The 17,971-nt window shown below is 62.7% G+C and carries 14 protein-coding genes; 3 read left to right on the top strand and 11 right to left on the bottom strand.

The genetic code is table 11. From position 1 onward, the window contains the following. Window positions 1-196: 196 nt before the first annotated feature. Window positions 197-1,162 carry an integron integrase gene (locus tag VF673_RS13635; protein ID WP_440292357.1) on the top strand — a complete coding sequence of 322 codons (966 nt, stop codon included), beginning with the start codon at window positions 197-199 and terminating at the stop codon, window positions 1,160-1,162. Between the two features lie 164 nt (window positions 1,163-1,326). On the opposite strand, the gene VF673_RS13640 is transcribed toward VF673_RS13635, so the two are convergent. Beyond that, window positions 1,327-1,677: a hypothetical protein gene (locus VF673_RS13640; protein ID WP_090536004.1), complete on the bottom strand. Its 351-nt coding sequence runs from the start codon at window positions 1,675-1,677 to the stop codon at window positions 1,327-1,329. Between the two features lie 261 nt (window positions 1,678-1,938). Further along, window positions 1,939-5,832, bottom strand: a complete 3,894-nt coding sequence (gene purL / locus VF673_RS13645; protein WP_440292385.1) for a phosphoribosylformylglycinamidine synthase — start codon at window positions 5,830-5,832, stop codon at window positions 1,939-1,941. A 173-nt stretch (window positions 5,833-6,005) separates the two neighbouring features. Between purL and mltF the strand changes: the two genes are divergently transcribed. Further along, window positions 6,006-7,445, top strand: coding sequence for a membrane-bound lytic murein transglycosylase MltF (gene mltF, locus VF673_RS13650; RefSeq protein ID WP_440292358.1), 1,440 nt, complete (start codon window positions 6,006-6,008; stop codon window positions 7,443-7,445). 2 nt (window positions 7,446-7,447) lie between these two features. On the opposite strand, the gene tadA is transcribed toward mltF, so the two are convergent. The 5 genes from tadA to VF673_RS13675 form a co-directional block, all read right to left on the bottom strand. Beyond that, the gene (tadA, locus tag VF673_RS13655) at window positions 7,448-7,900 is read right to left on the bottom strand and encodes a tRNA adenosine(34) deaminase TadA (RefSeq protein WP_440292359.1); all 453 of its coding nucleotides are present in this window, start codon (window positions 7,898-7,900) and stop codon (window positions 7,448-7,450) included. A 99-nt stretch (window positions 7,901-7,999) separates the two neighbouring features. After that, window positions 8,000-9,904 (bottom strand): sulfate adenylyltransferase subunit CysN, encoded by a 1,905-nt coding sequence (gene cysN / locus VF673_RS13660; protein WP_440292360.1) that lies wholly within the window; start codon window positions 9,902-9,904, stop codon window positions 8,000-8,002. Window positions 9,905-10,013: 109 nt separating this feature from the next. Next, window positions 10,014-10,355: a four helix bundle protein gene (locus tag VF673_RS13665; RefSeq protein ID WP_090536844.1), complete on the bottom strand. Its 342-nt coding sequence runs from the start codon at window positions 10,353-10,355 to the stop codon at window positions 10,014-10,016. A gap of 81 nt (window positions 10,356-10,436) precedes the next feature. Continuing rightward, window positions 10,437-11,342 carry a sulfate adenylyltransferase subunit CysD gene (gene cysD / locus VF673_RS13670; protein WP_320331672.1) on the bottom strand — a complete coding sequence of 302 codons (906 nt, stop codon included), beginning with the start codon at window positions 11,340-11,342 and terminating at the stop codon, window positions 10,437-10,439. Between the two features lie 142 nt (window positions 11,343-11,484). Then, window positions 11,485-12,246, bottom strand: coding sequence for a Nif3-like dinuclear metal center hexameric protein (locus tag VF673_RS13675; RefSeq protein ID WP_440292361.1), 762 nt, complete (start codon window positions 12,244-12,246; stop codon window positions 11,485-11,487). 135 nt (window positions 12,247-12,381) lie between these two features. Here VF673_RS13675 and VF673_RS13680 point away from each other — a divergent pair, with 135 nt between their 5' ends. Continuing rightward, entirely contained in the window at window positions 12,382-13,527 is a 1,146-nt protein-coding gene (locus VF673_RS13680) for a S1C family serine protease (protein ID WP_440292362.1), read from the top strand. 17 nt (window positions 13,528-13,544) lie between these two features. Here the strand turns inward: VF673_RS13680 and hisC are convergent, their stop codons facing one another. From hisC to murA, 4 genes are all read right to left on the bottom strand, one after another. Continuing rightward, window positions 13,545-14,606, bottom strand: coding sequence for a histidinol-phosphate transaminase (gene hisC, locus VF673_RS13685; RefSeq protein WP_440292363.1), 1,062 nt, complete (start codon window positions 14,604-14,606; stop codon window positions 13,545-13,547). An 89-nt stretch (window positions 14,607-14,695) separates the two neighbouring features. Then, a complete protein-coding gene (gene hisD / locus VF673_RS13690; protein ID WP_440292364.1) occupies window positions 14,696-16,006 on the bottom strand; it encodes a histidinol dehydrogenase in 1,311 nt (436 codons plus the stop codon). Between the two features lie 36 nt (window positions 16,007-16,042). Then, on the bottom strand, window positions 16,043-16,684 hold the full coding sequence (hisG, locus tag VF673_RS13695) for an ATP phosphoribosyltransferase (RefSeq protein ID WP_440292365.1): 642 nt from the start codon (window positions 16,682-16,684) through the stop codon (window positions 16,043-16,045). A 10-nt stretch (window positions 16,685-16,694) separates the two neighbouring features. Further along, window positions 16,695-17,960 carry a UDP-N-acetylglucosamine 1-carboxyvinyltransferase gene (murA, locus tag VF673_RS13700; RefSeq protein ID WP_440292366.1) on the bottom strand — a complete coding sequence of 422 codons (1,266 nt, stop codon included), beginning with the start codon at window positions 17,958-17,960 and terminating at the stop codon, window positions 16,695-16,697. Window positions 17,961-17,971: the final 11 nt, after the last annotated feature.

Here is a 17,971-nt window from a genome sequence, read left to right on the forward strand (position 1 = left end):
GTGATTAGACCGCATGCGGCACTAATGCATAAGAATGACTGCGGTATAACTCCGGATAGCCGGGATTACCTACCATATTAAATTCCTTAAAAATCATAAACTTACCCATAACCACCTTTATTCCTTTTGTACTCGCTTGACTTCGTCATTCTGCACATCTATTACTACTGTATAAAAATACAGCAAAGGACGACACATGGACAGCCTAGCTCCTAAGCCTCGCCTGAGGGAGCAGTTTCGCTCGGTTATGCGCTTGAATCACTACAGCATCCGCACGGAGAAAAGCTATTGGTACTGGATCCGCTATTTCATCCGCTTCCACGGCATGCGCCACCCTCTTGAACTGGGAACGTCTGATGTGAATGCGTTTCTCAGCTGGCTCGCCACTGATCGACAGGTTGCGGCTGCGACCCAGAATCTCGCATTGAATGCCATCGTATTTCTATATGCCCGCGTCCTTGAGCAGCCTCTAGGCGAGATCGGTGACGTGGTCAGGGTCAAGCGACCACCCAGGTTGCCGACGGTACTTACCCACCAGGAGGCCATGTCTATCATTGAGCACCTAGGCCAACCGTACCGCTTACTGACTTCTCTTATGTACGGTGCGGGGCTGAGGGTAGTTGAGTCATCCCGTCTACGCGTCAAGGATATCGACTTCCGAAATCAAACGATCATAGTCAGGGACGGCAAAGGCGGAAAAGATAGAACCACTTTGCTGCCCGCCCCCTTGATAACCCCTCTTAAGCATCAGATAGAGCAGATTGAGGCTGCATGGCGCTCACAGGAGGAAATGTACAAGGTGCCTGTGTCTCTCCCTTTCGCGTTGCGACGTAAATATCCACGCGCTTCTGTTTCGCTGGCTTGGCAGTGGCTTTTCCCTTCAAGCGGGATCTGTCTTGACGAAGATGGTCGGAGCGTTCGCCATCATGTGCATGTCAGCACCATTCAGCGGGCCGTCAAACAGGCAGTGCGCGGTACGGGCATCGAAAAGCCTGTCGGATGCCATACGTTCCGGCACACCTTTGCCACCGAGTTGCTACGCCGAGGCAGTGATATTCGTACGGTACAAACCTTGTTGGGCCATGCGGATGTCCGTACTACGCAGATTTACACTCATGTGCTTGGTCAGGGCTTTGCTGGTGTGCAGAGCCCACTGGGTTGACCATTTCAGGTCTTCAGGCACGCTACCGCCCTACCTCGCGCATTCAGGCATATGCGGTAATTATTCTGGAGGGAATTGAAGGCTGTCCGGTGCCTTGGAGGAGAGTGTCTGCATTCCCTGCGTGGCTTTAACCATAATGCAGGCATCTGGCCATTTCAACGGCATCAGGGGCAGTTGGTGATTTCGTAGCCTGTGCCTTGCTCGTGGTTGATCAGGTTGTTGGCTTCTTCGTAACCGAGGTCTTTGGCTTTTTGTATGTCGCTGGCGTTTATTTCGTGCAGGTGGATGCCGAGGGTTGGGGCGCCGCAGACGGTCATTACGGCCATGCCGGTGTGGGTGGCGCAGTTTGAGGTGAGGACTTCAATGCCGGCGCTGGTGAGTTGGGTGGTGCTGTTGGCGAGGGTGGAGGTGGCGGGTTCGCATTGTTTGTTGCCGTCGGGTTTGTAGATGTGGGTGGTTTGGGTGGTGCAGGCGGTGGTTAGGAGGATGATGGCGGTTAGGGTTGTTGTTTTCATGGGGTGGTTTTTGGTTGTGGGTGTTGGGGAATTGTAGTTGTTCTGGGAGTTGGGTGTGTGAGGAGGCTTTCCCCCCTCTCCCCAGCCCCGCTCCGCGCCCCAGCCCTTCGCAGAGCTCAGGGCGCTCAAGCGGCGAAGCAGTGCTTCGCTTATTCCGCTTTCGCCCCGCAAGGGGAGAGGGTGCAGAAATGTGCATGCTGGCAAAGTGTGCATACAAAAATCCCGGCGCCTGGCCGGGATTTTTGTTGGTGCGGGGTGGGTTTAGCCTACCCAGACCCGTGCATTGCGGAACATGCGCATCCAGGCGCCGTCTTCGCTCCAGTCGTCCGGGTACCAGGAGTTCTGGACTGCGCGGAAGACGCGTTCCGGGTGCGGCATCATGATGGTGACGCGGCCGTCGCGGGTGGTCAGGCCGGTGATGCCGCGGGGGGAGCCGTTGGGGTTGGCCGGGTAGCGGTCGGTCATGCGGCCGTGGTTGTCGACGAAGCGCAGGGCGACGCTGCTGCTGGCTTCGCAGGCGTCGACGGCGGTGCTGTCGGCAAACTCGGCATAGCCTTCGCCGTGGGCGATGGCGATCGGCATGCGCGAGCCGACCATGCCGCTGAGGAAGATCGACGGCGAGGGCTGGACCTCGACCATGGCGACCCGCGCTTCGAATTGCTCGGAGCGGTTACGCACGAAGCGCGGCCAGTGGTCGCTGCCGGGGATCAGTTCGCGCAGGTTGGACAGCATCTGACAGCCGTTGCACACACCCAGGGTGAAGGTGTCGGGGCGGGCGAAGAAGTCGCTGAAGGCCTGGCGGGCCTGTTCGTTGAACAGGATCGACTTGGCCCAGCCTTCGCCGGCGCCCAGCACGTCACCGTAGGAGAAGCCGCCACAGGCGACCAGACCACGGAAGTCGGCCAGATCGACGCGGCCACTGAGGATGTCGCTCATGTGCACGTCGATGGCGGTGAAGCCGGCGCGGGTGAAGGCTGCGGCCATTTCCACCTGACCGTTGACGCCCTGCTCGCGCAGGATGGCCACCGCCGGGCGCATGCCGGTGTTGATGAAGGGCGCGGCTACGTCCTCGTTGGGGTCGTAGCTGAGCATGGCGCGCAGGCCGGGATTGTTGTCGTCGGCCAGGCGTTCGAATTCCTGGTCGGCGCATTCGGCGTTGTCGCGCAGACGCTGGATCTGCCAGCTGGTCTCGCTCCAGGCCTGCTGCCAGGCGGCGCGGGTGCCGCCGAGCACCTGCTCGCCATTGAAGTTGAAGCTCAGCACCTGCTCGGCGCGGGGCTGGCCGATAACCGCGCTGCAGTCACCCAGACCGGCGCTGCTCAGTTGCGCCAGCACGGCCTCGGTGTCGCTCTGACGCACCTGGATAACGGCGCCCAGCTCTTCGTTGAACAGCACCGGTGCCAGCTCGTCGGCGGCGTCGGCCAGTACGTCCAGATTGATGTCCAGACCACAGTGGCCGGCAAAGGCCATTTCCGCCAGGGTGGCCAGCAGGCCGCCGTCGGAGCGGTCGTGGTAGGCCAGCAGCAGGTCGTCCTGGTTCAGACCCTGGATCACGGCGAAGAAGGCCTTGAGGTCTTCGGCGTCGTCCAGGTCGGGGGCCTGCTGGCCGATGCGGTTGTATACCTGCGCCAGTGCCGAGCCGCCCAGGCGGTTCTGGCCACGGCCCAGATCGATCAGGATCAGGTCGGTGTCGCCCTTGTCCAGACGCAGTTGCGGGGTCAGGGTACGGCGCACGTCCTGTACCGGCGCAAAACCGGTAACGATCAACGACAGCGGCGAGGTAACGCTCTTGTCCTGACCGTTGTCGTTCCAGCGGGTCTGCATGGACATGGAGTCCTTGCCCACCGGCACGGTGATACCCAGCTCGGGGCACAGTTCCATGCCCACCGCCTTGACGGTGTCGTACAGACGGGCATCTTCACCGGGGTGGCCGGCGGCGGCCATCCAGTTGGCGGACAGGCGAATGTCGGATAGCTTGTCGATGCGCGCGGCAGCCAGGTTGGTTACCGTCTCGGCAACGGCCATGCGGCCGGAAGCCGGGGCGTCGAGCAGGGCCAGCGGGGTGCGCTCGCCCATGGCCATGGCTTCGCCGGTGTAGACGTCAAAGCTGCTGGCGGTCACGGCGCAGTCGGCAACCGGCACCTGCCAGGGGCCGACCAGCTGGTCGCGGGCGACCAGACCGGTAATGCTGCGGTCACCGATGGTGATCAGGAAGTTCTTGCTGGCCACGGCCGGCAGGCGGAGTACGCGCAGTGCGGCTTCTTCCAGGGCAACGTCCCCGGTGAAGTCATCGCCCTGCTCCGCTTCGCGGGTCACGCTGCGGTGCATGCGCGGCGGCTTGCCGAGCAGTACCGACAGGGGCATATCTACCGGCTGGTTGTCGAAATGGCTGTCGTTGAGGACCAGCATCTGCTCTTCGGTCGCTTCGCCGACCACGGCGAAGGGGCAGCGCTCGCGCTCGCAGATGGCCTGGAAGCGCTCGAAGTCGGCGTTCGGCACAGCCAGCACGTAGCGTTCCTGGGATTCGTTGGACCAGATTTCCAGCGGGCTCATGCCCGGCTCGTCGTTGGGAATATTGCGCAGCTCGAAGATACCGCCACGGCCGCCGTCATTCACCAGCTCGGGGAAGGCGTTGGACAGGCCGCCAGCACCCACGTCGTGGATGAAGGCGATGGGGTTCTTCTCGCCCAGCTGCCAGCAGCGGTCGATGACCTCCTGACAGCGGCGCTCCATTTCCGGGTTTTCCCGCTGTACGGAGGCAAAGTCCAGGTCCTCGGCGCTGCTGCCGGTGGCCATGGAGGAGGCGGCGCCGCCGCCCAGGCCGATCAGCATGGCCGGGCCGCCGAGTACGATCAGCTTGGCGCCCACCGGAATATCGGCCTTTTCGACGTGCTCGGCGCGGATGTTGCCCATGCCACCGGCGATCATGATCGGCTTGTGGTAGCCACGGATTTCCGGGCCACGGGGCGATTGCACGGTCTGCTCAAAGGTACGGAAGTAGCCGGTCAGGTTCGGACGGCCGAATTCGTTGTTGAACGCGGCGCCGCCCAGCGGGCCGTCGATCATGATCTGCAGCGGAGTAACGATGCGACCCGGCTTGCCGTTGTCCTCTTCCCAGGGCTGCTCGAAGCCGGGGATGCGCAGGTTGGATACGGTAAAGCCGGTCAGGCCCGCCTTGGGCTTGCCGCCACGACCGGTCGCACCCTCGTCGCGGATCTCGCCACCGGAACCGGTGGAGGCACCGGAGAACGGGGAGATGGCGGTCGGGTGGTTGTGGGTCTCGACCTTCATCAGGATGTGTACCGGCTCCTGATGGGCACGGTATTCACCGGTGCCCGGCTCCGGGAAGAAGCGACCGGCGACAAAGCCCTCGATGACCGCGGCGTTGTCCTTGTACGCGGACAGCACGCCTTCGCTGTGCATCTGGTAGGTGTTCTTGATCATGCCGAACAGGCTCTTTTCCTGAGCCTCGCCGTCGATGTCCCAGCTGGCGTTGAAAATCTTGTGCCGGCAGTGTTCGGAGTTGGCCTGGGCGAACATCATCAGTTCGACGTCGCTGGGGTTGCGGCCCAGTCCCTGGAAGCTTTCCACCAGGTAGTCGATCTCGTCATCGGCCAGGGCCAGGCCCAGATCGACGTTGGCCTGCTCCAGCGCGGCCTTGCCGCCACCGAGGATGTCCACCCGGTTGAAGGGCTTGGGCTCGGTGTGGTGGAACAGTTGTGCGGCGGCCTCGACGCTGTCCAGTGCCTGCTCGGTCATGCGGTCGTGCAGCAGCGCCCTGACCTGCTGCAGGTCGTCGCTGCTCAGCTCGCCGGTAACGTAATAGGCGATACCCCGCTCGAGGCGGTCAATCATGCGCAGGCCGCAGTTGTGGGCGATGTCCGTGGCCTTGCTCGACCAGGGCGAAATGGTGCCGAAGCGCGGCACTACCAGCACCAGACTGCCATTGGGCTCTTCCACCGCTACCGAGGGGCCATACTTGAGCAGCCGGTCCAGCACCGCCTGATCCTGCTCGGTGAGCTCACCGGTCAGGTCGGCAAAATGCATGAATTCAGCGTACACAGCTCTCACGCCGGGAACCTGCTGTTGCAGACGTGCCAGCAGCTTGCTGCGCCGGAAATCGGAAAGGACTGGGGCTCCACGCAGTATATGCATGTCGGTATCGGCCTCGGGATTCGGGAAGTGGAAAAAAGAAAGGCGCATAGGATACCTCAGGTTGCGCGCCGGAGCCATCTTGCCCGGCGAGCGGCATGACCGGCTGCCCAGAGGTAGCGCCCTGTAACACCGCCGCTCTATTGCCCCTGTGCGGATTTACATATACTGAGGCCATGTCTCGCCACCCACGCAACCATCTCGCTGCCCCCGCCCTGGCCCTGTTGTGCTCGGTGTTTCTGGTGGCCTGCGAGCAGCCCAGTCGTCTCGAGCAGCTGCGCGAGGATGGCACCCTGCGCGTGATGACCCGCAATACGCCGACTACCTATTACCAAGGTCGCCATGGGGACACCGGGCTGGAGTACGAGCTGAGCAAGCGCTTTGCCGACAGCCTGAATCTGGAGCTGGAGATGATTACCAGCCCGACGCTGGATGATCTGTACCATCAGCTGGTGCGCGAGCGCGGGCCGCACATCGCCGCCGCCGGCCTGACCGCCAACCCCAACCGCGCCGGTCAGGTGCAGTTTTCCGAGCCCTATCTGCAGGTTACCCCGCAGGTCATCTACCGGCGCGGCGAGCGCCAGCCCAGAGGCCTCGAGGATCTCTACGACAAGCGCATCACGGTGCTCAAGGGCAGCGCCCTGGCCGATCAGCTGCGCGAGCTGCAGGCCGAGCATCCGCAGCTGGTGTTCGAGGAATCCGACACCCTGGAGACCGTCGACCTGCTGCGTCTGGTCAATGACGGCGAAATCGATTTCACCGTGGTCTATTCCAACGAACTGCTGGTCAACCAGGCCTTCTATCCGGCGCTGCATGTGGGCTTCGACCTCGGCCCGGCGCAGCCCATGGCCTGGGCACTGGCCGGCGGCGAGGACGAGAGCCTGCTGCAGGAAGTGAACCGCTTCTTCGACAGCATCCGCGAAGACGGCACCCTGGATCAGTTGCTGGAGCGCTTCTACGGCCATGCCGACGTGCTGGACTATGTCGGCGCCCGCGCCTTCGCCCGCCACATGCAGCAGCGGCTGCCACGCTTCGAGCAGCTGTTCCGCCAGTCAGCGGACCAGCACGGCATGGACTGGCGCCTGCTGGCGGCCATGGCCTATCAGGAATCGTTGTGGGACCCGGATGCCCGCTCCCCCACCGGGGTGCGCGGCCTGATGATGCTGACCCTGCCCACCGCCAAGTTCGTCGGCGTGACCAACCGGGTGGACCCGGCGCAGAGCATCGCCGGCGGCGCCCGCTATCTGGTGTGGGTACGCGACCAGCTGTCCACTGATATTCCCGAACCCGACCGCACCTGGTTCGCCCTGGCGGCGTATAACGTGGGGCTGGGGCATCTGGATGACGCACGCATCCTCACCCGCAACAACGGCCGCGATCCGGACCGCTGGATCGATGTGAAGGACCACCTGCCGCTGCTGTCGAAGAAACAGTGGTACAGCCAGACCCGCTACGGCTATGCCCGGGGCGGCGAGCCGGTGAACTACGTGCAGAACATCCGCCGCTATTACGAAATCCTCACCTGGGTAACCCAACCCCAGGGCGAAACCCCGCAGATGCCAGACGGCAAGTATCACGCACCGGGAATTCTGGAGCAGTTGCCGCAGGGGATTTGAGTCTATCTGCGCGCCCGGAAAAACTCTGTAAGCATCGTCCCACACTCCTCCGCCAGCACCCCACCCTCGACCTGCACCCGGTGGTTCAGCCAGGGCTGTTCCAGTACCTGGCTGCGGCTGACGACGGCGCCGGAGCGGGGTTCGCTGGCGCCGAACACCAGGCGGGTGATGCGGCTGTGGACCAGCAGGCCGGAGCACATGGTGCAGGGTTCGAGGGTGACGTAGAGAGTGGTGCCGGGCAGGCGGTAGTTCTGTTCGCTCTGGGCGGCTTCGCGCAGGGCGACCATTTCGGCGTGGGCGCTGGGGTCGTGGCTGCTGATGGGGCGATTGAAGCCGCGGGCGATGATCTGACCGTCACGCACCAGAACGGCGCCCACGGGCACCTCGCCCAGTTCCGCGCCCTTGCGCGCTTCGGCGATGGCTTCACGCATGAAGTCGATATCAGCAGGTTTCATCAGGGGAGTGCTCCGGTGCCGCCTTGATCAGTCAATGGCGGCACAGGATACACAATTGCGCGGCAATGTGGCGGGCATTGCTGCCCGCCGGCAGGAGGATCAGATGATGGAACGCTCGCGCAGCAGCTCCAGTACCTTATCGACACAGGCCGCCAGATCCAGCTCGGCGGTGTTGAGCACCAGATCCGCGTCCTGGGGTACCTCGTAAGGGTAGGACACGCCCGGGATGGTGCCTTCCTCGTTGGCCGCATACAGACCGGAGGAATCGCGCTTCTGGCAGACTTCCAGCGGTGCATCCAGGTACACCATCAGGCAGCGGTCACCGAGAATATGCCGGGCCTGGGCGCGGCTTTCCTCGGTCGGTGCGGTGAAGGCGCCGATGGCGATCAGGCCGGCATGGTTCAGCTGCCGGGCCACCCGCGCGCCCTTGTGCAGGTTCTCCGCACGGCCGGCGGCGTCACGGCCGATGCCCTTGCTCAGGTCCTGACGCAGCACCTTGCCGTCCAGCACATAGCAGGCACGGCCGCGGTCAAACAGGCGACGCTCCACGGCATAGGCCAGGGTGCTCTTGCCGGCGCCGGACAGGCCGGTGAACAGCAGGGTGACCGGCTCCTGACCGAAGCGCTCGGCGCGCTCGGCGGGGCTGACGTGGGCAAATTCATCCGGTGTGCCCGCCGTGCCGGCAGCGTTCTGCCCTTCGGCGACGATCATGCCGGCGCCGACCGTGGCATTGGTCAGGCGGTCGATGACGATGAAGGCGCCGGTGGTGCGGTTGGCGCGATAGTCGTCAAAGGCAATCGGCTGCTCGAGTGACACTTCTACCCGGGCAATCTCGTTCAGCTCCAGCTCGGAGGCGCTCAGCTTCTCCAGGGTGTTCACATCCTGGCGGTAGAGGATGCGACTGAAGGACCCCGGGGTGTAGCTGGTAGCACGCTTGATGTCGTACTTGCGGCCCGGCTGCATCGGCTGCTCGGACATCCACACCAGGCTGGCCTGGAACTGGTCGGCGATGCGCGGGCGGTTGTCCACGTGGGTGAGCATGTCACCACGGGAAATGTCGATCTCGTCTTCCAGGGTCAGGGTCACGGCCTGGCCGGCGCCGGCCACTTCCAGCTCGCCGTCGAAGGTGACGATGGACTTGACCCGGCTGGTCTTGCCCGAGGGCAGCACCACCAGCTCATCGCCCTTGTTCACGACGCCGGAGGCGATGGTGCCGGCAAAGCCGCGGAAGTTCAGGTTCGGACGGGTGACCAGCTGCACCGGGAAGCGCAGGTCGGTGGGGTCACGGTCGGCGGCGATTTCCACGGTCTCGAGGATCTCCATCAGCGCCGGGCCCTGATACCAGGGGGACCGCTCGCTGCGGTTGACCACGTTGTCGCCCTTCAGCGCCGAGATCGGCACGAAATGGATGCTGCTGTCGGCCAGGGTTTCCAGCCCCTTGGCAAACTCGCTGTAGTCCGCGCAGATGCGGTCGAATACCTGCTGATCGAAGTCCAGCAGGTCCATCTTGTTCACCGCCACGACGATGTGCTTGATGCCCAACAGCGAGGCGATGAAGCTGTGCCGACGGGTCTGGCTCTGCACGCCGTAGCGGGCGTCGATCAGGATGATCGCCAGGTCACAGGTGGAGGCACCGGTGGCCATGTTGCGGGTGTACTGCTCGTGGCCGGGGGTGTCGGCGATGATGAACTTGCGCTTGGCCGTGGAGAAATAGCGGTAGGCCACGTCGATGGTGATGCCCTGCTCGCGCTCGGCCTGCAGGCCGTCGACCAGCAGCGCCAGATCCACTTCCTCACCGGTGGTGCCGACCTTCTTCGAGTCGCGGGTGATGGCCTCCATGTGATCTTCGTAGATCATCTTGGAGTCGTGCAGCAGACGCCCGATCAGGGTGCTCTTGCCATCGTCGACGTTGCCACAGGTCAGAAAACGCAGCAGTTCCTTGCGCTCATGCTGGCCCAGATAGGCCAGGATATCCTGGCTGATCAGATCAGATTGGTGACTCATTTCGCTAAGCTCCAAGCTGCAAGCTTCAAGCGACAAGCCAAAAGTCACAAGGACAAGCCAAAAGCTGACAACGCTTGGGGCTTACCACTTGCAGCCTGAAGCCTGAAGCTTACTTGCTGACTCTTTTAATGAGGCCGGCGAGCATCATGGAAAGCTCCCGGGCTTCTGTAATCCAGCGATCTGCAAGGGCGGCATCGAGATAGCCGATTTCCTTGCCAATCAGTAATTGTGTTCTCAACTCGGCGCAGGAGCCCTTGGCAACATTGAGAAAGTAAGCCTTCTCTGCATCGGAAGAGCGCTCCATCCCTTCGGCGATATTGCTCGGCACCGACAACCCCGAACGGGTCAGCTGGTTCCGAAAGCCGTAATCAAGGCAGCTCGACAGCCCCCGATACAACTCCACCGATAGATCCTTACTCCGCCGCCAAACCTCCAACCGCTCAAAATCCACGCCAACCTCCCTGTCAGCTCCAGGCATTTCCGCTTAAAGCTTACAGCTTGAAGCTTGCCGCTTACTTCCAGCCGCCCGCGGCTAGAAGTACCCCTGACGTTTCTTTTCTTCCATCGATCCGGCCTGATCGTGATCGATCACGCGGCCCTGGCGCTCGGAAGTACGGGTCAGCAGCATTTCCTGGATGATTTCCGGCAGGGTGGCGGCGGAGGATTCCACGGCGCCGGTCAGCGGGTAGCAGCCCAGGGTCCGGAAGCGCACCATCTTCATTTCCGGTACTTCGCCGGGGTTCAGCGGCATGCGCTCGTCGTCGACCATGATCAGCGTGCCGTCACGCTTGACCACCGGGCGTTCGGCGGCGAAGTACAGGGGCACGATCGGGATGCCTTCCAGATAGATGTATTGCCAGATGTCCAGCTCGGTCCAGTTGGACAGGGGGAATACGCGGATGCTCTCGCCCTTGTGCACCTTGCCGTTGTAGATGTTCCACAGTTCAGGGCGCTGGTTCTTCGGGTCCCAGCGATGGTGCTTGTCACGGAAGGAGTAGACCCGCTCCTTGGCGCGGGATTTTTCCTCGTCACGGCGGGCGCCGCCGAAGGCGGCATCGAAGCCGTACTTGTCCAGCGCCTGTTTCAGGCCCTGGGTCTTCATCACGTCGGTGTGCACCGCGCTGCCGTGGGTGAAGGGACCGATGCCCTGCGCCACCCCTTCGGGGTTCATGTGCACCAGCAGGTCCAGATCCATCTCCTTGACCATGCGCTCGCGGAAGCTGTACATCTCGCGGAATTTCCAGCCGGTGTCTACATGCAGCACCGGGAATGGCAGGCGGCCGGGATAGAAGGCCTTGCGTGCCAGATGCAGCATGACGGCGGAGTCCTTGCCGATGGAATACAGCATTACCGGGTTCTGGAACTCGGCGGCAACCTCACGGATGATGTGGATGCTTTCGGCTTCCAGCTGTTTCAGATGGGTCAGTTTTTCCAGCATGGGGTACTCACGATGAACTGAAGCGGCGAGAAAATAGGCCGGCATTGTAGCAAAGGGCACCTCTTATAATAAGGCGCCCTTCAATACCTTTCGGTTATAAGCATATTCATCGGAGTCACAGCGGGCGGTTCTCCGTCCGCGCTCAGACCGGGTTATCGATATCGATGAACTGGTGTTCCAGACCGAAGTGCTCGGCCAGATGCTCACCCAATGCCTTGACGCCGTAACGCTCGGTGGCGTGATGCCCGGCCGCGTAGAAGTTGATTTCGCATTCGCGGGCGATATGGATGGTCGGCTCGGACACCTCGCCGGTAACAAAGGCATCGACTCCCAGTGCCACCGCTTTCTCGATATAACCCTGAGCTGCGCCGGTGCACCAGGCAACGCGCTTGATCGGACGATCATGCCCGGCGATGAACATGGGCTCCCGATTCAGCCGGCTGCCGATCTGCTCGGCCAGCTCAGCACCACTGAGCTCGTCCACCAGCTCGCCCTGCAGTCCCACCGAGCGCGGATTGGCCGGCTCCAGACCACCGGTAATGCGCCAGCCCATCAGCTCGGCCAACTGGACGTTGTTGCCGAACTTGGCATGCACATCCAATGGCAGGTGGTAGGCGACCAGGTTGATGCCGTGTTCCAGCAGGGCGCGGATGCGACGCTGTTTCAGCCCGGTGATGGGAGCCGCCTCGCCACGCCAGAAGTAGCCATGATGCACCAGCAGCAGGTCCGCGCCGGCCTCGGCGGCGGCGTCGATGAGCGCCTGACTGGCCGTGACACCACTGACCACCCGATTGACGTCGCGACGCCCTTCAACCTGCAAACCATTCGGACAGTAATCCTGAAAAGCTGCGGAATCGAGGAGATTGTTGCAGTAGGCCACAAGTTCAGAACAGGCTGTCATCATTTATCTACCTTATTGAAATAAAAGAGAATTATCAGTTTTCGGAACTATTCTCATTGGATTTACCACACATTAACCCGAATGTCCCTATAATGGCGAAGCACTGCCTTTTCGGCAGGTATTGAGAAGGTACTCTACTTGAAAGTATTCCTGCGCGAATTAGGCTGGCCCGCGGTATGCGGGCTGCTTCTGGCGTCGCTGCTGGTGCAGCAATTCCCCCAGCTCGTTGGTCTGCCCGCTGCCAAATCCGGCGTACCGGCCGCTCCCGCCATAGTGGCGCCGGTTGGCGTGGTGTCCTATGGCGATGCCGTAAGCCATGCTGCACCCAGCGTGGCCAATATCTATACCACCAAGCAGATTCGACGTGACGCGCGCAGTTCCAGTTTCGGCCTCAATGGCCAGATCCTCGGCGACTATGGCACACCCATCCCAGAGCCCGGCCGCCGCCAGTCGAGCCTGGGCTCGGCGGTCATTCTGCGCGAGGACGGCTATCTGGTCACCAACCACCACGTGGTAGCCGGTGCCGATGGCATTCTGGTTGCCCTGCAGGACGGCCGCGAGGCCTTGGCCGAACTCATCGGCACCGACCCGGAAACCGACATTGCCGTCCTCAAGATCAACCTGCCGAATCTGCCGGTCGCCACCCTGAGCCCGGCGGAACAACTGCGCACCGGGGACGTGGTTTTGGCAATCGGCAACCCCTTCGGCCTCGGGCAGACCGTGACCAAGGGCATCATCAGCGCCATGGGTCGCAATCAGCTGGGCCTGAACACCTATGAAGACTTCATCCAGACCGATGCTGCCATCAACCAGGGCAACTCCGGTGGCGCACTGATCGATGCCTATGGTCGACTGATCGGCATCAACACCGCGATCTTCTCCCAGTCCGGCGGCTCTCAGGGCATCGGTTTCGCCATCCCTGCCCCACTGGCGGTGAACGTGATGGAGCAGGTTATTCAGCAGGGCCGGGTCATTCGCGGCTGGCTGGGGGTCGAAGTACAGCCTTTGACCGACGAGCTGGCCGAATCCTTCAACCTGATGCAGGCCAAGGGCATCGTGGTGTCGGGCCTGTATCGCAACGGCCCGGCCTGGACCGCCGGTCTGCGCCCCGGAGATGTGATTCTGAGCATCAATGGCGAGCCGGCGGTCTCGGGCCGCCAGGCGATGAATGTGGTGGCGCGCACCCAGCCCGGCGAGACAGTAACCCTGGAAGTGCTGCGCGACGGGCAGCCCATGTCCTTTACCGCCGAGGTCAGCGTGCGGCCGACCCTCAGCGGCTCCTGAGTCTGCGGCGCTGCAGGTCAGCCCTGCAGCAGTGCGTCCAACGCCTCGAGCAGCGCCTGATTCTGCTCCGGCGTGCCCACGGTGATGCGCAGGTGCTGTTCGATGCGCGGCTGGCGGAAGTGGCGAACTATCACCCTTCTCTCGCGCAGGCTCGCTGCCAGCTCGCCGGCGTCGCGCTCAGGATGGCGCGCCAGTACGAAGTTGGCGGCTGACGGCAGCACCTCGAAGCCACGCTCGGTCAGCGCTGTACTCAGCTCCTCCCGACTGTCAGTAACGGCTTTGCAGCACTTCTCGAACCAGGCCTGGTCCTCGAAGGCGGCAACGGCGCCGGCGATGGCCAGCCGATCCAGCGGATAGGAGTTGAAGCTGTTCTTGATCCGCTCCAGCCCCTCGATCAGATCCGCATGCCCCACTGCGAAGCCGACCCGCAGGCCAGCCAGGGAGCGCGATTTGGACAGGGTCTGGGTAACCAGCAGGTTCGGGTAGCGATCCACCAGGGCGATGGCGCTCTCGCCGCCGAAGTCCACATAGGCTTCATCCACCACCACTACCGAGTCCGGGTTGGCTTTGAGGATCTGCTCGATACCGTCCAGCGGCAGCAGAATGCCAGTGGGCGCATTGGGGTTGGGGAAGATGATGCCGCCGTTCTCGCCCTGATAGTCTTCCACGCGGATGCGGAAGTTGTCATCCAGCGGCAGCGCTCTGGCCTCGATACCGTAGAGGTTGCAGTACACCGGGTAGAAACTGTAGCTGATATCCGGCATCAGCACCGGTCTGCCGTGCTGGAACAGCCCATTGAACAGATGTGCCAACACTTCATCGGAGCCATTACCGACAAATACCTGGCTGGTGGCCAGACCGTGGTAATCGGCAATCGCCTGCTTCAGGTCATCGGCATTGGGAGCGGGATAGAGACGCAGGCTGTCATCCAGCTGGGCACGGATGGCCTCGATCACCTTCGGCGACGGACCGTAGGGGTTCTCGTTGGTGTTCAGCTTGACCAGGTTGTCCAGCCTGGGCTGCTCGCCCGGCACATAGGGCACCAGATCCTTGACGAAGGGACTCCAGAAACGGCTCACGTGTTGCTCCTTCGGAGCAGCTCCAAGCTGTCAGCTGCTCCGGTGATAATTTGGTTTTAACTTACAGCTTGAAGCTTGCGGCTTGAAGCTTACTGCTTGATTCTGTATTCGGCGCTGCGCGCGTGGGCGGTGAGGCTTTCGCCGCGAGCCAGCACGGAGGCGGTTCTGGCCAGCTCGGAGGCCCCTGCCGGCGAGCAGAAGATCACCGAAGAGCGCTTCTGGAAGTCGTACACGCCCAGCGGCGAGGAGAACCGCGCGGTGCCGGAGGTGGGCAGCACGTGGTTCGGACCGGCACAGTAATCCCCCAGCGCTTCCGGGGTGTAGCGACCCATGAAGATGGCGCCGGCATGACGGATCTTCGGCAGCATTGCGTCAGGGTCGGCCACGGACAGCTCCAGGTGCTCAGGTGCGATACGGTTGGCGACTTCGCAGGCCTGATCCAGGCTGTCGACCTTGATCAGCGCGCCACGGTTCTCGATGGATACGCGGACCATGTCGCTGCGCTCCAGCGTACCCAGCAGTCTGTTCAGGCTGGCTTCCACCGCGTCCAGATATTCAGCGTCCGGGCACAGCAGAATGGACTGGGCGTCCTCGTCGTGTTCGGCCTGGGAGAACAGATCCATAGCAATCCAGTCCGGGTCGGTCTGGCCGTCACAGATCACCAGAATCTCCGAGGGACCGGCGATCATGTCGATGCCTACCTGACCGAATACGGCGCGCTTGGCGGTGGCCACGTAGATGTTGCCGGGGCCGACGATCTTGTCCACCCGGGGCACTGTCTCGGTGCCGTAGGCCAGGGCTGCCACAGCCTGGGCACCGCCTATGGTGAATACCCGGTCGACACCAGCCAGGCAGGCAGCCGCCAGCACCAGTTCATTGATCTCCCCACGGGGCGTGGGCACCACCATGACCACCTCGGGCACGCCGGCGACCTTGGCCGGGATGGCGTTCATCAGCACCGATGAGGGATAGGAGGCCTTGCCGCCGGGAACGTAGAGCCCGACCCGATCCAGCGGAGTGACCTGCTGGCCGAGCACGGTGCCGTCGGCCTCGGTATAGCGCCAGGAATCCTGACGCTGGTGTTCGTGGTACAGACGCACCCTTTCGGCAGCCACTTCCAGCGCCTGGCGCTGCTCGGCGGTAATGCGCTCCAAGGCCTGTTCCAGGCGGGCGCGATTCAGAGTCAGGGCGGCCATGTCGGCAACATCCAGCCCATCGAAGCGGGCGGTATATTCGACCACCGCCGCGTCGCCGCGCTGGCGGACCGCGGCGATGATCTCGTCGACGCGCTCGTTCACTGCCTTGTCCGACACACCTTCCCACGCCAGCAGCCCATCGAGATGATGGTTGAAATCGGCCTGGTTGGTGTCCAGACGGGTGATTTTCAACGGCGTGCTCATGGTGCGTTCCTCACAAAGATATTAAGGGTGGTGCGTTCAGCTGGCCCGACGCTCGACGGCCTCGGTCAGCAGGTTGATCAGTGCCTGGATGCGGGCGTGCTTCAGCTTCATGGAGGCCTTGTTGACGACCAGCCGGGAGCTGATCTCGGCAATCAGCTCCTGCGGCTCCAGACCATTGGCGCGCAGGGTGTTGCCGGTATCCACAACGTCGATGATCTTGTCCGCCAGACCCACCAGCGGGGCCAGCTCCATGGAGCCATACAGCTTGATCACCTCGACCTGGCGACCCTGCGCAGCGTAGTAGCGCCGAGCGACATTGACGAACTTGGTCGCTACCCGCAGCCGACCCTTGGGCTCGGGAGTGTTCACCGGGCCGGCCGTCATCAGCTTGCAGTTGGCAATCTTCAGATCCAGCGGCTCGTACAGCCCCCTGCTGCCGTACTCCATGAGCACATCCTTGCCGGCCACGCCCAGGTCCGCCGCGCCCTGCTCCACGTAGGTGGGGACATCGGTGGCACGCACGATCAGAAGGCGCACGCCCGGATCGGTAGTACCGAAGATCAGCTTGCGGCTCTTGTTCAGATCCTCCACCGGCTCGATGCCGGCCAGCTTCAGCAGCGGCAGAGTGTCATCCAGGATGCGACCCTTGGACAGGGCAATGGTCAGGCTGTTACTCATGTGTCTTCTCTCAGGCGGAAACGCGGCGGATGCTGGCACCCAGCATCTGCAGTTTTTCCTCGATGCATTCGTAACCGCGATCTATGTGGTAGATGCGGTCGACCAGAGTATCGCCATCGGCCCACAGGCCGGCGATCACCAGGCTGGCGGAGGCCCGCAGGTCGGTCGCCATGACCGGAGCGCCCTTGAGCCGGTCGACCCCGGTAACGATGGCGGTATTGCCCTCGACCTGGATCTGGGCGCCCATGCGGCGCATTTCCTGCACGTGCATGAAGCGGTTTTCGAACACCGTCTCGATCACGGTGCCGGTGCCCTCAGCCACAGCATTCATGGCCATGAACTGAGCCTGCATGTCCGTGGGGAACGCCGGATAGGGCGCGGTGCGCAGGTTGACCGCCTTCGGGCGATTGCCCTTCATGTCCAGTCCGACCCAGTTCTTGCCGGTTTCGATCTGCGCACCGGCTTCTTCCAGCTTGAGCAGTACCGCTTCCATGGTACCGGGATCGGTGTCCTTCAGCCGTACGCGCCCACGGGTGACCGCGCCGGCGACCAGGAAGGTACCGGTTTCGATTCGGTCGGGCATCACCGAGTAGTGAGCACCGTGCAGGCGATCGACGCCATCGATGGTGATGGTGTCGGTGCCGTGGCCGCGGATCTGTGCGCCCATGGCAATCAGGCATTCGGCCAGGTCTACTACCTCGGGCTCGCGGGCGGCGTTGGAGATGACGGTCTGCCCCTTGGCCAGAGTGGCAGCCATGAGAATGTTCTCGGTGCCGGTGACGCTGATGGTGTCAAAGGAGTAGTGTGCACCGCGCAGCCCACCTTGCGGCGCCCGGGCCTTGATGTAGCCACCGTCGACGGTGATTTCCGCACCCATGGCTTCGAGGCCGCGGATATGCAGATCCACCGGCCGCGAGCCGATGGCGCAGCCGCCCGGCAGGGCCACCTCGGCGTAGCCGAAGTGGGCCACCATGGGACCCAGCACCAGGATAGAGGCGCGCATGGTCTTGACCAGTTCGTAGGGCGCTACCAGAGTGGTGATGCTGGTCGGGTTGATCTCGATATTCAGCTTGTCGCCCACCACTGGCTGCACACCCATGCGCCCGAAGAGCTCGATCATGGTGGTGATGTCGTGCAGGTGCGGCAGGTTGGCAATGGTGACGGCGTCATCGGCCAGCAGGGTAGCAGCGAGAATCGGCAGTGCGGAGTTCTTCGCCCCGGAAATGCGAATTTCCCCATCCAGGCGGTTACCGCCGGTGATCATCAGTTTGTCCATACGACTCTCTT

It is taken from the genome of Halopseudomonas sp. Lyrl_26, from assembly GCF_051948695.1.
Lineage (GTDB): Bacteria > Pseudomonadota > Gammaproteobacteria > Pseudomonadales > Pseudomonadaceae > Halopseudomonas > Halopseudomonas formosensis.